Annotated in this window: 10 protein-coding genes, 1 tRNA gene and 1 pseudogene; 7 read left to right on the top strand and 5 right to left on the bottom strand. The window is 37.4% G+C overall.

What is annotated here, in order from left to right; all coding sequences use genetic code 11:
- The first annotated feature begins 516 nt into the window (after nt 1-516).
- From H6G26_RS27160 to H6G26_RS27180, 5 genes are all read left to right on the top strand, one after another.
- Nucleotides 517-1314, top strand: coding sequence for a WecB/TagA/CpsF family glycosyltransferase (locus H6G26_RS27160; RefSeq protein WP_190733034.1), 798 nt, complete (start codon nt 517-519; stop codon nt 1312-1314).
- A gap of 569 nt (nt 1315-1883) precedes the next feature.
- Complete coding sequence (locus tag H6G26_RS27165; protein WP_190733036.1) at nt 1884-3365, top strand: lipopolysaccharide biosynthesis protein; 1482 nt, start codon at nt 1884-1886, stop codon at nt 3363-3365.
- Between the two features lie 316 nt (nt 3366-3681).
- Nucleotides 3682-4791: a polysaccharide pyruvyl transferase family protein gene (locus tag H6G26_RS27170; protein WP_190733038.1), complete on the top strand. Its 1110-nt coding sequence runs from the start codon at nt 3682-3684 to the stop codon at nt 4789-4791.
- Nucleotides 4792-5275: 484 nt separating this feature from the next.
- A complete protein-coding gene (locus H6G26_RS27175; RefSeq protein WP_190733040.1) occupies nt 5276-6121 on the top strand; it encodes an FAD-binding protein in 846 nt (281 codons plus the stop codon).
- 421 nt (nt 6122-6542) lie between these two features.
- A tRNA-Gln gene (locus H6G26_RS27180) sits at nt 6543-6614 on the top strand.
- Nucleotides 6615-6703: 89 nt separating this feature from the next.
- Here the strand turns inward: H6G26_RS27180 and H6G26_RS27185 are convergent.
- Entirely contained in the window at nt 6704-7183 is a 480-nt protein-coding gene (locus H6G26_RS27185; RefSeq protein WP_190733042.1) for a hypothetical protein, read from the bottom strand.
- Nucleotides 7184-7406: 223 nt separating this feature from the next.
- Here H6G26_RS27185 and H6G26_RS27190 point away from each other — a divergent pair, with 223 nt between their 5' ends.
- Nucleotides 7407-8705: a hypothetical protein gene (locus H6G26_RS27190; RefSeq protein ID WP_190733044.1), complete on the top strand. Its 1299-nt coding sequence runs from the start codon at nt 7407-7409 to the stop codon at nt 8703-8705.
- A gap of 76 nt (nt 8706-8781) precedes the next feature.
- Here H6G26_RS27190 and H6G26_RS27195 read toward each other — a convergent pair whose 3' ends face one another.
- The 4 genes from H6G26_RS27195 to H6G26_RS27210 form a co-directional block, all read right to left on the bottom strand.
- Nucleotides 8782-9927, bottom strand: coding sequence for a SpoIID/LytB domain-containing protein (locus H6G26_RS27195; RefSeq protein ID WP_190733045.1), 1146 nt, complete (start codon nt 9925-9927; stop codon nt 8782-8784).
- Nucleotides 9928-10405: 478 nt separating this feature from the next.
- Complete coding sequence (locus H6G26_RS27200) at nt 10406-12619, bottom strand: polysaccharide biosynthesis tyrosine autokinase (RefSeq protein ID WP_190733048.1); 2214 nt, start codon at nt 12617-12619, stop codon at nt 10406-10408.
- 569 nt (nt 12620-13188) lie between these two features.
- Nucleotides 13189-14148 (bottom strand): ribonuclease Z, encoded by a 960-nt coding sequence (locus H6G26_RS27205; RefSeq protein WP_190733050.1) that lies wholly within the window; start codon nt 14146-14148, stop codon nt 13189-13191.
- A gap of 335 nt (nt 14149-14483) precedes the next feature.
- Nucleotides 14484-15662: a hybrid sensor histidine kinase/response regulator gene (locus H6G26_RS27210; protein WP_190733052.1), complete on the bottom strand. Its 1179-nt coding sequence runs from the start codon at nt 15660-15662 to the stop codon at nt 14484-14486.
- 776 nt (nt 15663-16438) lie between these two features.
- Here H6G26_RS27210 and H6G26_RS42875 point away from each other — a divergent pair.
- Nucleotides 16439-16596: pseudogene (locus H6G26_RS42875) on the top strand (peptidylprolyl isomerase); the annotation flags it as partial.

Raw genomic sequence — 16596 nt, forward strand, 5'->3', positions numbered from 1 at the left:
AGTACATAAACTAAATTAAATTCGTAATAAATTTGCAAAGTCATAAGAAAAATTATTAACCATTTTTTAGAATATACTAATTTGAATTAAACCTTTTAAGCGCATATTTACGTATCAAAACAGACAAAACAAGTATACGTATTTTGTTTTCCCATCTACCTAATTTATGTATAGAATATTACTATATAAATATATATGTATAGGAATTTCTTGCGATTATAATGCTTACATGAACAAATCAAAAATTAATTATGAAGGAAGTATGAATTTTGTCAAACAGCATCTAAAATCCTTAACTTAAAACAGTAAACTAGGACACAGCAGCAAATAATCATAATATTACCGATTAAGTAAGCCAAAAGTATACAAAGAAGGCAATTGCATCTCCATGTGTTAACTTCCTACGATGACACAAGCCTACAAAAAGTCAGGAATCATCCAACCTGAATTTGTCAATATTCGGAATGAATGGTCTAGGTAATCTATGGATTTTTGTCTTGGACACAGGAGTTATTGATGGTGGCAAGAGTGCTTCTACCTACTAAAAAAGTACTGGATTTTTCTATTACTGCTTTACGCTTTGATGACCAAGTACAAACAATACTGAAGTGGGCAAGGAGGCGTGAGAGTAAAACTGTATATGTAGCCAATGTACATATGCTCATTGAAGCTCACTGGAATCCAGAGTTTGCCACCGTATTACGAAATGCAGATATAGTTACTCCTGATGGTATGCCTTTGGTATGGATGATGCGAAAGATGGGAGCGCTTTACCAAGACCGTGTAGCAGGGATGGATATTTTCCTAGCATTGTGTCAGCTAACTCAAACGCAAAATCTTAGCATTTTCTTTTTAGGCTCTCAAACAGAAGTTCTTTCTAGAATGCGAAAAAGGTTAGAACAGGAATTTCCGCAAATGAAGATTGCGGCGATGGAACCTTTACCCTTTCGTCCCCTGACTGAAACTGAAGACGAAGCTTTGGTTAAAAAAATTAACTCTAGTGGTGCTAGCGCCGTATTAGTATCTTTGGGATGTCCTAAGCAAGAAAATTGGATAGCTCAACATAAGGGTAAGATACAGGCTGTAATGATTGGACTGGGTGGAGTTTTCCCAGTTTATGCCGGAATTCACAAGCGAGCACCCCGTATAGTTCGAGACTTAGGACTTGAATGGCTGTATCGATGGATTCAAGAACCGCGCCGACTTTGCGGCCGCTATGCTAAAACTATTCCATTATTCATATGGCTAGCTACGAAGCAACTACTCTCATCAAGTCGTATTGCAGCAGTTTTCCTTCATGAGGCTGGCGATTAATGAAAGCAAATATGTATTCTGTTTAACAAGACATTGTTAATACACTAATCAATTCGATTAACCAAAAAAATCAAAAACCTATGTTGTTATAACCAATAACTATAAAAGTTAGGCACCACCTAAAATCAAGAAATATAAGCAACAATATCGAAATTTATCAGTAAATTTTCTGCTCAAAAATTTGTTGAATAGCCACCAAATTTCAAAAAGATTGTGGTATACTCCTCTAGGATCTATTACTTAGTATCAAGAGTATTTTTTGAGATATTACCGCAAGCATTGTTACATATGCTTTCGGTGTAGTTTTTCGAGAAAAAAATTTTTATGATTCCCATAACTCAAAAAAATAGGTGGTACTAATTGGTTTGAGAATAAATTATTTAGTTGCTTTTTAGAAGGCTACATCATTAATTTTGCTAGATTCGTAGTGAGCAATAAATTACTCACTTTCAAGGCTTATAGCTGCTGACTACTAACTTTTAAAATCCATTCAATTAATGATATTAATCAGTACTTAGAAATATCAAAGCTATATAATACTGTAGGTTCTTTCATCGGTAAACTCTGTAATGGAATCATCTAAAGATTCATCAAATTTACGACAAAAGGCTGTTAAAAGTGTAATTTGGACTGCTATTGAAAGTTGGGGACGCCAGGCAGTCTCTTTAGTCGTTTTCTTTATACTAGCTCGTTTACTTAGCCCAGAAACTTTTGGTTTAATTGCTTTAGCATATATTTTTATTGAATTTGCACAAATTTTTGTTGATCAAGGATTCTCTGTAGCAATTATCCAGCGTCAAGATATAGATAAAGAACACTTAGACACTGCATTCTGGACAACTCTAGGAATCAGTATATTTTTGACTATCTTAAGTGTTGCTTGCGCTAGATTAGCAGCTGATTTCTTTAAACAACCGCAGTTAGTACTAATTATTCAGTGGTTATCTATAAGCTTTACATTTAGTGGGTTGAGCGCTGTGCAACAAGCAATTCTTGAACGTAAGTTTGACTTCAAGAGTTTAGCAATACGCTCACTATTGGCAGTGATAATAGGTGGAATAGTTGGCGTAGGGATGGCTCTTTTAAACTTTGGTGTTTGGAGTCTTGTCGGTCAACAATTATATAGTGGTTTTGTACAAGTTTTAGTTTTATGGCGAGTTAGCGATTGGCGACCAGGATTCAGATTTTCTGCCATACATGCTAAAGAACTTTTTACCTTTGGAATTAATATATCTGCGTTTAACATAATCAACTTTTTCAATCGCCGAGCCGATGACTTACTAATTGGCTACTTTTTAGGACTAGTTGCATTAGGTTATTACTCGGTTGCCTACAAGCTGCTGCTAGTAATGATGCAAGTTTTAATCAGCACTACAACTAAGGTCGCACTACCAATATTTTCTAGATTGCAAGGAGAACCAGAACGCTTAATAAGCGCTTTCTACACTGCTACCCAATTCACAAGTCTTATTGTTTTTCCAGTATTTCTTTGTGTGCCAATATTAGCACCTGAATTTATAAAAGTCTTTTTTGGCGAGCAGTGGATTCAGAGTATTCCAGTATTGCAAGTACTATCGCTTATTGGTCCTGTTCACTTAATCTTCTTTTATAATAATTCTGTAATTCTGGCGCTGGGCAAACCTTCGTGGAGGCTATGGATACAAGTGATTAATACAGTTACGAATGTCGTTGGTTTTGCTCTGGTAGTCAAATGGGGTATTGTAGCTGTTGCATCTGCTTACGTAGTTCGTGGTTACTTAATATTACCTATTTCGTTATTAGCTATTAATAAACTCGTTAAGATTAATTTAACTAACTATCTAAGTTTGTACATAGTACCTTTAGTAGCTTCTGGAGTAATGGTTGGAATTATATTAGCAACTAAATATTTTTTGGGATCATTTATTGAAGCATGGCTTTTACTAGGTATTTCATTGTTATTAGGAATCTCAATATATATTTTTACTATTTCAGTAATATCTCCAAAGCTTTTCAAACGGTTACTTGAATTAGCAGAGAGTTTAAATTTTAAAATAAAAAAGAAAGTTTAAGAATTCACAATTATTGCATTTAAAGGCATTTTGACTATGGCACGCTATACGAACAGATGGGAATTTAACCCGACTCCGACCGAAACCGATAGTATAGCGTAAAGTGAGCTTTTAGGATACCTACCTTGCTTCTATTAAGAGTAAGTTTAGAGCAAGTCAACGTTTATGGTTATGGTCTTAAACCCTTTAATTTACGATAAACAACAAATAAATTGCTTGTAAATTTTACTGAATTAATTAAATCGATTTAAAGTATAATTAACTTGATAAATCAAAACATAAAATTTACTACTTTAGTTCATTAAAGAGGTCAAAAATGAAAATTGGAATTCTAACTTTTCACCATGTAGACAATTACGGTGCAACACTGCAAGCCTGTGCTCTTTGGAGTTTTATTAATAGTCAAGGTTATGATGTTGAAATAATAGACTATCGACCTATTAAAATAGCATGGATATATTTCAGACCTTTAATTCCACTCAGAAGACTTGGAAAAGTTTTCGTAAATATTCCAAGAGCTTGGAAAATGAGACAGTTTTTACTTTCTAATGTGAAGTTGAGTGCTCGAAAGGTTTATGATAAAAAAAGTTTGCAATACTATAATGATAAATATGACGTAGTAATATGTGGTAGTGATCAAGTCTGGTGTTTAGATTCTTTTAGAGGGTTTAATTCTTCTTTCTTTTTAGATTTTATTAATAAACAAACTACTCGTAAAATAAGTTATGCGGCCAGTTTTGGTAATACCCTACAATTAGGGGATTATCAAAAAGAAATATATACTTTAATTAATCAATTTCAAACTATTTTAGTTCGTGATTCTAATAGTAAAAGAATTATTAATGATGAATGCAATAAAGAAGCCACAAAAGTTTTAGATCCTACTTTCTTGATTAAATATGATGATTTACAAGAGCCTCCAAAAATAAAAGACAAATATCTTTTGTTATATACCCAAGCAGAAATAGGATCAGAAGAGGAAGATTTTATAAAATTATTAGCAGCAACCCAAAACCTAACTATAATTTCAGTTGGAAAACCTAATCAATTAGCACAAATAAATTTAGAAGGTGCTGGGCCAAAAGAATGGCTTGGATTACATAGCCAAGCATCTTATATCGTGACTAATACTTTTCATGGTACTGTGTTTTCCATTATTTTCCAGAAGCCTTTTAACGCATTTGTTCCTAGTGATAAGTCGAATAAAGTAACAGATTTACTTACTGATTTAGGGTTACAAAACAGAATATTCTCAGATAAACTAAAATCCCAAATACTCAACCAGGAAATATTTGATATTGATTATGAGGCAGTATCTAAAATACTAGAATTAAAGATTCTGGAATCAAAACAATATTTACTTGAAGCAATTTCGCAAGGAGTAGGTAATGTAGTTTTCCACTCTACGCCTGTAAAAAAAGGTTAAAAGGATGTTTTAAAAGTATTTAGCTGTAATGTTAGGCACTTATTTATCTCCCCTAACCCACTTTAAAAAGAAGGGAACTGGAATCAAAGCTCCATAAAGGGGGATTTAAAAGAAGCTAAAAGCATTTGATACATCAAAATTTTAAAACATCCTCTTAAACCCTTGCACATAAAGAGAGACTAAAAAAACTATGTTAACGATGTGTATAAATAATGCCAGATACAATCACGAATTTGAGATTTGCATAAATGAAAAAAGCTTTATACGGTTTTTACAAAACTAAACATATATTAATTTTATTGTGCCGACTGACTTCACCACTGATTGTGATTTAATTGAAGCATAACCTGTAAGTACGCACTTAACATTATATTGTCATAAGTTGGGGGATAAGTGGATATCCTCTTTTATGGCTGTACAGTGTTTGCCAAATCACAGATGATCTATTTTTATCTAAAGTTCCAAAGGAGTAGAAAGAGTTCAGATGTCTAATTTAAAGATTGAGTCTTTAACATCAAACAGCCTTTCACACTATAGAACTCGACATAACTTCGAGCGAGTAGGAGAGATTAATAGTGTAGATGACCTTCAGGAGTACTGTAATTGGGCTAAAGAAAAGGAAGTCAATATTTACATTATTGGGAATGGCTCTAACACGCTGTTTGTTAAAAAAAATATCAGCTCATTGGTTCTGAAAAATAAACTACCTAAGTACACAAATCCTTTACCTGATAACAGACTCGAAGTATCTTCTTCTGTTTCAATTATGGAAGTACTAAAGTACTGTTATCAAAACTCTATGAATTCTTTTTATTATCTTGCGTCTGTACCAGCAACTATTGGTGGTGCATTAGCTATGAACGCTGGTAGAGGAAGACAACATGGATGCACAATATATGACTTTGTTGAAAGTGTAACTTTCTTTGAGGATGGATGTATAAAAACACTTGAAAATAGTCAAATTGTCCGGGATTATCGGGAAACTATGTTTACTGGAATGCACTCAAAACTGATATTGAGCGCAGTTTTCAAGTTTGAACAAACACAGTTCACTGAAAATCCTTTAACTTCAAGACAAGTTTGGGCAAAAGAACATCAAGATAATACAGCACCTAACTGTGGCTCGGTATTCAAAACCGCTAATTATAGAATACTTGAAAAGCTCAAAGGTCTATCTACTGGTAAAACTATGTTTTCTGCAAAAACAAGTAACTGGATAATTACTAAATCACAAAGTAGCTATTCAATAATTATTTTAATTAAAATAGCTCAAATTTTACATTTTATAACTAGACAAAAAATTGTTCTCGAACTAATTACAATTGATTAAACAGTTAATGCCAAGAAGATACATTTTAGATAGAAGCAACTTTACTTTTTCAAGAAACAAGGTAGCAGGATAATTTGACTTGTTTCTTTCATTGGTCGCAAGTGTTACTATGCCATTAGAACTGCTTTTAAGAAACAGTAATGTTTATTCACATCTTATCATGTGCGATCGCCCGTAAACACCTTAGATACCAAAACCTTACAAATCCATATCCTAACCAAGGTTTTTGCCAAGTATTTATGTAAATGCTGAAGATCGTTGTTGCAATAGATCAAACTTGCGAATTATACACAATACATATTATACAATTGATGTTCTATGTACCTAAATTTAGAGTTTCAAAAACCTTATCCGAAATAAACTACTAAAATACTTGACATTAACCCAGGAATAACTGCTATATTAATTAGAGTGAAGTTGTTGGGGCGTAGCCAAGTGGTAAGGCAGCGGGTTTTGGTCCCGCCATCCCTAGGTTCGAATCCTAGCGCCCCAGTAAATACAAAGACAGGCTATTATGCCTGTCTTTTAAAGTATTTAACTATATTTTTAAGATACGTCTCAATGCATCTAGTTCTGTAAATGTTACTTTTCAGGAGATTTGAGAGCTTGATCCAGAGTCTGCCGAGCCTGTTCTGCTTTAGAACGCGCTTCCTGATAACGCAGATTAGCTTGAGCAAAATTTTTGAGAACTTTAAAACCTTCCTTGAGTCGAGTAATTTCCTCTTCTGTTACCGACTCATCGGTGAACAGAACATCAACCGCTTTGCGAATTTCCAACGCTTCAGATCGTGACTCCTGAACTTTCAACTTGAGTGTCGCCAGGTTACTTAGAACTTGGACAGCTTGTGTAATTGTATCCTCACCACTAGCAGTATCAATAGTTGACTCTTTGACTTCAATTAATTGTTGAGGGCCAAATCCTTCTTCTAGTTCCGTGGGTAGCTTTCCTGAATCCATCAGTTCCATCAACTGATCCATTGCTTTATCACGGGCTTTTGCCGAATCTTTTCCAGAAACAGTAAGGATAATTTCTGGGCTTTGAGCGAGAGTATACTGAACCATATTTGAGCAGAAAATTTGCTGGTTAACCAAGCCGAGGCAAATCATTATAACATACTGTGTGTCCGTTTATTTATAGGTAAATATATTTCAGTGTCGGTTTGCCAAATTAATGTAATTTATATACTTAATCATTTCAAGCTTCATTCCTACCCCTGCCAAGTCGCTTCAAATAAAACTTTATACTTAAGAAAAGAGAATTAAGTTTCAACAGGAGGGGAGAGCAATGGCTCCTAGTCCCACCATCATGCAAGCTGTGGAAAAACTGGGCTACCGTGTCACTGTTGGTGACGTGGCAACCCAGGCAGGATTGAATGTCGCTGAAGCTAATCAAAGCTTATTAGCCCTAGCATCTGATGCTGGGGGACATTTGCAAGTGGCGGATTCAGGTGATATAGTTTACCTTTTTCCACAAAATTTTCGAGCAATTTTGCGTAATAAATACTTCCGATTACGATTGCAGGAATGGTGGAAGAAGGTCTGGAGTGTTCTGTTTTACCTGATTCGCATTTCTTTTGGAATTTTCTTAACTGTTTCCATCGCTCTTATAACTGTTACCATCTTCATGATCATTACTGCTGCCAATTCAGATCGTGATGGCGACAATCGGGGCAGTAGTTTTGGGGGTGGGGGGTTCTTCTATTTTCCAAATTTATTCTGGTATCTTAGCCCAAATTATGACACCCACTATCAGGAACGGCGACGTGAAAGGCCAGAAGAAAGCAATCTGAATTTCTTTGAAGCTGTGTTTTCGTTTTTGTTTGGCGATGGTAATCCTAATGCCAACTTAGAAGAACGTCGATGGCAAGAAATTGCTACGGTGATTCGGAGTAACCGTGGCGCAGTGGTAGCAGAACAAATTGTCCCATATTTGGATGACATTGGCGAGGGATATAGAAGAGAGTACGAAGATTATATGCTGCCCGTTCTGACGCGATTTAATGGGCAACCGTCTGTAAGTCCAGAAGGGCAAATTGTTTATTACTTTCCAGAGTTGCAGGTGAGTGCAGTTAAAAAGCGCCGTCATGCAATATCAGATCACTTGGAGGAATTTCCCTGGCGTTTTAGTGCTGCAAGTTCAGGGCAAATTATGCTGAGTGCTGGGTTAGGTGTACTAAATTTTGTTCTTGCTTTAGTATTGGGAAGTTTATTGAGAGATGGCACTATTGCGGTGCAATTAGGTGGATTGGTAGCTTTTGTGCAAGGAATTTATTGGCTGCTATTGGCTTACGGAGCAGGTTTCTTAGGCATCCCGTTATTGCGTTATTTCTGGATTCAGTGGCGTAATCGCAAAATAGGCGATCGCAACCGCGATCGCCTTTCCAGATCAAGGCTATTGGCAAGTCCTGATGAATCTTTGCAAAAAAAGATCGACTATGCCAAACAATTTGCCACAGAAAAAGTCATTGGCAACGAAGATTTAGTGTATTCCAGCGAAACTGACTTACTCGAACAAGAAGCTGAACATTCTACACAAATTGACGCTGAATGGCAACGGCGCTTGGAACGTGGGAGTGGGGAATAGAGTCAAGAGTTGAGAGTGAGGAGTAAATAATTAAAATTTATTTAAAACTTCTAACTCCTAACTCTTAACTTTCTTCCTATTTCGCCTGAATTGGTGTTAAAGCTACACCTTGATAATAATGCCCCAAAATTTGCAGATGGTTTACTCCTTGCCGAGCCAGATTGTACGCCCCCCACTGACTCATGCCTAAACCATGACCGAAGCCAAGTCCTTGCAGTACAAAACTACCATCGGCTCCCTTGGTAACGTTAAAGCGGGTACTTCTTAGCTTGAGGGCTGTCCTGACTTCTTCTCGCTGTAGAAGCTTTGTGCCCTTGTTACCGACAATTTTCAAGGCTTTAACACTGCGGAAAGGCGAGAATGTTTCTGGAATCATCGCCGTCACATTACCAACTTCAGGGAATTTAGCGCTAATATCACTCGTCGAGAAGGTTTTTACCCAATTACACTCCTTGATATTTTGATCATAGTCTTGAACAGCCCGCAGGTACGGCAAGGCATTTCCCCAAACGTCTTCCACGTTTTCGGTGTGTCCTCCAGAACAAGCGTGGAAAACTGAGAGAATAATCTTGTTTTTATAAGTTAGTACTTGCCCTGCTGTTTCATCAACTGCTTTGTAAGTAGCAGGAGATTCACTGATGACGCCTTTGTAAATTTGCCAGCGATCGGGAGTATTGCCTAAATCGTAAATGGGATTATTCCGTTGTTTTTCTCGTTCATAGAGGGCGTAGGTGCGGGCTGCGATCGCCTGGGCTTTTAGTGCTTCTTGGGGCCAGCTGGCATTCATTTCGCCACCGAGAACGCTGTAAAGATACTCTTGATCATCAACCCAGTTAACAGCAGTTAAGCCTTTGTCTGTTGGGACAACCAGAGTTCTACCTCGATACCAGCGATCGCCAATATAAACGAATCCTTTACCTGTTGGCTCAATCCAAAATAAACCAGACTGCCACTTATCTAAAGCAACTCCGCCAGGAACAGCTTGGGCATAATATGCACTCATTGCTGGTAATTGTCCGAGAGTCCGGCCGGTACTGTCCTTGACGATTCCAGTGGTGGAACTGCCCACTTTTACCTGATTAACGCCCCTCTCAATTGCCACGCGGAGAATTACAGATGCTTGGGCTGGGGCAACCAAAGCAATCCACAAGAGAACACTTACCCACCAATAACGTACTTTAATCTGGGAAAATAAAAATCCTAAGTAAAGTTGGAATTTCATGCTGGTCATCTAAATCACATTAGTATCTAATTGACGCTTTGAATTATGGCGTCTACTACTTTAAGATGAGACACTTCTCCAACATAGGAGGTTGCCACCTCCTACTAATTATGCATTTTGCTTTAGCTATCAGGTAGAAATCAGATAATATTGACACTCGTTCTTGGCAAAAGTGTCTACCTCTGGTAAGAGCGATCGCGCATATTAGAAGTTATCGTCCGTGTTTCATCTTACAAATATTAGTGCGATCGTATTTGAAAACCGCCCCAAAGAGGACACTAAGGATATAGAGAGTTTCAAGAGCGTCCCCCTTTGAAGGATGCTTATTCCGACGCTCGATTACTCGCTAACGGATTCGACGGAAATCACTAGACGCTCTCAGACTTGTTAACGCTCTTAGCCTTTACCCTCCTGTCAAAAAGAGAAAGCTTCCACTTCCTTACTGTATTTGCTACTTTTTGCATCTTATTCGATTTACCTACGATGCCAATACTTTTTGAGAATTGCTCACTTCATTAGCGATAATTCCAATTAAATTCAACTTACTCAAAATTTCTGTTGCTTGAGCCACTTCAGTTCGGGTTACTTTTCCCATGCGTTCTACCATTACGATCCCATTGCAAAAAGTTGCCACAATCCTGGCATCAACTGTACTTAAAATAGGCGAAGTATCTATCAGTACTAAGTCATATGTTTGCTCAAACAACTCTATTAGTTCTTTCATCCGTTGAGAACTGAGTAACTTCACCGTGTCTTCTGGTTCAGGCCCAGCAGTCAAAATATCAATACAGGGGTGAATAGGTTGGATGTAATCTTGAAAATGAGTAGTTGTCTCATCAACTAGTAACAGAGATAGCCCCCAGTCATTAGATAGTTCCAGGATTTTGTGCAGGCTAGGATTACGTAAATTAGCATCAATAACTAATACCCGTCGGTGCATCCGGGTAGCGCTAGCTACCAGCCCTAATACTAGGGTCGTCTTCCCTTCCCCTGGTAGTGCTGAAGTCAACATCAACGACTTGAAAGGTAAGGGATATTTTAATATTTGAATATTTTGGTAGATCATGTCCAGGGTTTCATGGACGGGTAATCTAGTACTGGCTTCTATTACAGAGGAATCTAAACTTCGCCGCCTATTCCAAGGCAGGATCAGCCTCTGCTTTTTGACACCACGCGACGGTAGTTTTGGTACTGATCCCAGTACACGTAGGTTCGTCAGTTTCTTTAAATCTCCCACGCAATAAATAGCGTCATTAAACTTTTCCAAAATCAGGGCTGCTAAGATACCTAAAATCGGCCCAATTACCGCTCCTCCAACCAAAAGTAATAATCTTTTGTTTCCCATATAAGTACCCAGAGTCGGTTCTGCCAAAACTTGCCAGTTATATCCTTCCTGAGCAATTTTTAACCCTAAAGATTGTTGGGCTTGGAGTATTTGTTCAAGGGCTTTGCGGCTAGTTTCTACCCTTGGCAGTAGACGGTTATACTCTGCTATTAAGCTTGGGTATTTATTTAGCTCAGAGCGAAGTTGCTGTTCTGACTCGGCTAGATTCTTTTCATTAGCAGTTAATCCTAAGACAGTTGTTTGTAACAAAATTAACTCGTCTACTAGCTTTGGCTCAACCTCTACCATCTGCCCTTTTAAGAGCGGTTCTCCTTTATTACTAGTAGTAATAGCTTTCACCTCTTGTCGTAATAGCAACAGTTGACTTTGACGTTGCTGCTTTAGTTTTTGTACCGATGGATAATCGTCTGTATAGCGCAACCGCTCCTTAGCCAACCCTAGTTCAGTCTTTTGAATTTCACTCAATAGCGTTTGGTAGCGGCTTGACTGATTTAAACGAGAAGAAATTAGTGCATTCTGCTGAGATGACGAGGCTATTTGTTGCTCTAGATTCTCGTAGCGAACCTTTACATCTTGAAGGTGTGCACGAGTGCTTTGTAGCTGTTTTTGAATATCAGCTAGAGATTCTAGCAGGATTTTACTTTGAGCTTCGGGATCGAGTAATTTATGTTTCTTGCGAAACTGCTCCAAATTTTTATCAGCTTTACTTACTTCTTTTTTTATCTCAGGTAGACGAGCATTTACAAAAGCCAGTCCTTGATTGAGACGTTCTTGTTGTTGCTCTTTATTGTATTTTTGATAGACTTTCTGTAGAGCTTTAAGTACTCTTTGTGCTTTAACTGGATCATTATCATAGAAAGAAACTTTAAATAATTGGCTAAAAACTTTGTTAGCTCCTATACCTCCCTTTTCTAGAGTCACTTTTAGAGATGTTTTTTTGTTTTGTTCTGTTTGACCATTAATATCCTCTAAGGTAATATCAGGATAATCAGAACGAAGTAAATCTACAGCTTTCTGAAGCAACTTAGAACTCAGCATGAGTTTCATCTGAGTAGTGGAATCAATAATTTCAGAATTAGAATCAGTAACCTGAGTATCTTTCTCTACCGGGATATTATTTAACTGTGCCCCTTCAGATAAATTGGAATTCACCAATATCTGCATATTGCTTTGGTAAATAGGTTTGGTAATGAAAGCTAGGAGGCTAGCAGCTGACATAACTACACAGGAAACCCCCAAAACCAGCAAACGTCGGCGAAGCAAAATAGTAGATATTTGTCTGATGTCAACTGCGCCTTGTGCTGAAGTAGTAATCTGTTGCTCTTGATTCAGACTAGTCTTAGCCACTATCAAACTCCTCTAATATCGAAACACTATATTTATTTGGAAGATTTATGAGAAATATGAAATGTTTTTTACACCTATAGCCGCAATAGCATACTTAATTATTCTTCCAATAATGACAGCTCACTTGGCACAATATTATGCCAACTAGTGCTTTCATGTTCATCAATTCACGCATATAAATTCTTAATCAGTGTTGGAAGAATAAATTTTTAATAAATATTTTATTAAAGCAAGAAAAATCTTGACGAAAAATTAATTATTTTTCCTAAGTATTTCAGTAAAAAATTCTCTGATTTACAAATTAATCTATTATTAAAGTAATTTTGATAACTTGTAATATAAAAAACACATTAAAAATAATATCTTAACCATAATCTTTGTAGATTATTGATACACTTAATGAACCGTACATTATTGGTTAATTACTTGACTTACTTACTCAAACTAAACTGCTATCTATTTGCTGGATATTATGAGTTAGATTACTAAAATCTAAGCTAGAGCCTGGTTAATTTTAGATTTTAGATTATAAAGGTTCAATAAAAAATCTTAAATCTAAAATCCAAAATTTAAACGCCTACCTTGGTTAATTCTACTTCCCGTCGCCTGGGTACTTCATGAATCATGAAATCATAAGCCATATCAGTGCGGGGAAAAATAGCACGCGCTTCTTGAAGCAGATCCTTCAATTCTAAGGTATTGCCAGGAGCATAGCGGGGACTGAAATGACTCATAATTAGTCGATGTGCCCCAGCAGCTAAAGCTGTTTGGGCTGCCATCGTGGTTGTGGAATGCAGCCGCTGAAAAGCCATATCTGCATCTTGATGGGCAAATGTTGCTTCGTGAATTAATACATCTGCATCATGAGCTAATTCCACTGCACCATCACAATAAATTGTGTCTGTACAATAAGCAATTTTTCGACCAATTTCTGTAGGACCGCATAATTGAGTGCCATCAATCACCCGTCCGTCTGCAAGTGTCACTGTTTCACCGCGCTTAAGTTGACCATAAATCCGACCAGGAGGAATTTGCAATGCCTTGGCTTTTTCGACATCAAAGCGCCCTGATCGGTCTTTTTCGGCTACGCGGTAGCCGAAAGCTGTAATGCGATGATGCAAATTACCGCAGCTAACGGTGAAGTCATTGTCTTCATAAATTATCCCTGGACGGATGGGATGGACTTTAATGGGGTAGGAAAAGTGTGTGTAAGAGTAACGAGAGGCGGCTTGAATATAATCATTTAATCCAGGTGGGCCATATATATCAACTCGTTCTACATTGCCTGCCAAGCCGCAAGTAGCAAGAAGTCCCATCAAGCCAAAGATATGGTCGCCGTGCATATGAGTGATAAAAATTCGCGAGAGTTGGCTGATTTTCAGTTCACTCCGTATAATTTGATGCTGGGTGCCTTCGCCACAATCGAATAACCATAGTTCTGCCCTTTGGGGTAATCTTAGGGCGACACTGGAAACATTGCGCGCTCGTGTGGGTACACCGGAACTCGTACCTAAGAATGTTATCTGCACAGCGTTCTTTAATCTTCCTATTGCTCAATTTGCTGCTCTATTTTCTATAGTGACACGCTTAATGAGCAAAATACTTTTGAGAGGAAATCGCTTTTTTAAACTCAACACTCAATTAAAGATTACAAGACTTATGCAAAAATCTTTAAAAAGCTTAATTGCTCTAACTGTAAAGGCGCTCTCGGCGTCTTATTTGCAAGAGACTCCGTCAACGCGCTGCGTCTCATAAATAAAAATTCGTAAAGTGTGCATAAGTCCTAGATTACGCCTAAAGGCTCGTAGTAGTGCTTTAGTGGCAAAATTTATCTAATGCACAAAAATGCACAAATTCAGTTTGGTCATTGCAGTGGCAGAGTCACTATTACTGTTGTGCCAACATCTTGCTCACTTTCTAATTGAATATGGCCACCATGTAGCTCCACACATTTTTTAACTATAGTGAGTCCGAGTCCTGTTCCTTGAATTACACCTACATTACTGGCACGATAGAAGGTTTGAAACAGACTGGTTTGGTCTTTGAGAGGAATGCCCATTCCATGATCTCTTACCTGGAAAGTTGCAAGGCGATCTTTACAAATTAAATCAAACCAAATAATGCTATTTTGAGGAGAATATTTGATGGCATTGGAAATCAAATTTGTGAAGATACAATTTAGGAGATCCTCATCTATTTGGGCTTGGGTGAATTCACCTTGAAAGGTAAAGATAATGCTATGCTGGCTACCTGCATTCACTTGAAGAATATCTGTAAGTTCGGTACAGAAATTTACTAAATCCACAAGTGTAGGTTTATATTCCAGTTTTGCTGCTTCAGTTTTACTCAAAAACAATATCTCATCTAAAAGATGAAGCATCTGGTTAATAGCATTTTGTATTCGCTCAAAATATTTAGTTCTTCGATCATCAGTTAGTTTTTTGCTGTTGTATTCAAGGATATCTACAGCCGTCCGGATAGTGGTCATGGGGGTGCGGAACTCGTGGGAAACCATTGCTACAAAGTTCGACTTTAACTCGTTGAGTTCCTGTTCCTTTGCCAGCGCTTGACGCGTGCGTTCTTCACTCTCCCGTAGTTGGTTGAGAATTTCGCTCCTTTCAATGGCATAGCGAATAGCACGTACTAACCGTTGTATCGTCATTTGATCTTTAACAAGATAGTCCTGTGCACCTTCGGCTAATGCTTGCAGCGCTAAATTTTCATCATCAAGACCTGTTAACACCACAACTGGAATATCGGGTACTGCTGCCCGATATTCTTTCAAAGTATCCAGTCCAATAGAGTCTGGGAGGCTAAGGTCTAACAGAACTAGATCGAATCTGCGTTGTTTTATACTCGCTATTTGAGAATTATCAAAGGTGAAAGCGGAGTTTTGCCTGCTAGCATTTATTGCCTCAGATAGCCGTTCAACATGTAACATCTGCCATTGTTCTTGATCTGCATACAAAATTAATCGGCGTAGCAGATGGGCATCACTGCGACTATCTTCTACTAATAGAATGTGAATTGTGAGCTTTTCCATAAGTACAGGGTTATATCGTTAGATAATCTCCTGATTCTTTATTCATCAGACAGGTTAACTCTCTGGTGTTGTAACAATTTAAATTTCTAACCCAATTACTTCTATCATATATCAGCCAAAAAGTAGGATATCCATCATTTTAAGTACTAATTATGACAACAAAAATACAATTTCTATCAACACTTTGCGCCCATCTATTCCTAGCCCTCTTTTGTCAGCCTGGGGAAATAAAAATTGGGGCTAAATGATGAAACCTAGATTTAGTGAGAAGATTAGCAACCGCAAGCTAATAGAAACCTTCAAACAAAGCTCTACAGTTAAAATCCTATCTGGGCAAGGGTTACAGATTATTCTATGCCGAAAGTGACAAAAGAGGGCTAAATGATTCAGGTCGAGTAAGATTAAATCTGGACAGGAAACATTAGTAAACTCTTCTTGCTCTCGTAAATTGTTCATAGCATTTTTACCATCCTCACCCCAGTGCAAGTTATTGGCGATTTGGGCATTTAAAAAGCTTTAGATTGTTAGATTAGCATTACTAGGGGAATCTTGAATTAGCAAAACTTCAATGGGTCGCATATCTACTCATAAATCATGCGGTTGTTATGCAGTTACTAGATTGCTACACAGTATATATATTTAAACATACGTTTCCGATAGAACGCACAAGGTTCCGAATAATCTGACTCATAGCGAAGGGATACAGAACACAAGAAGTCATAAAAATAACAGGATATAGACAAAGGATTGATTTATCAACAATGATAATTTAAAATAAAATGCTTTCTAGTAGTCAACCAGGTCAGATATTGCCCCCTACCCGTATTGCTGATTGGTTCGTGATTTTGCGGCTGGAAAAATTTATCCCCGCCCAACTGGATGAATTTATGAAAGTGCGACTTCTGAATGAACTATTTGAAACCTGGCTACAAGA

The organism is Nostoc sp. FACHB-888 (genome assembly GCF_014696655.1).
In the GTDB taxonomy this organism is placed as follows: Bacteria; Cyanobacteriota; Cyanobacteriia; order Cyanobacteriales; family Nostocaceae; genus Nostoc.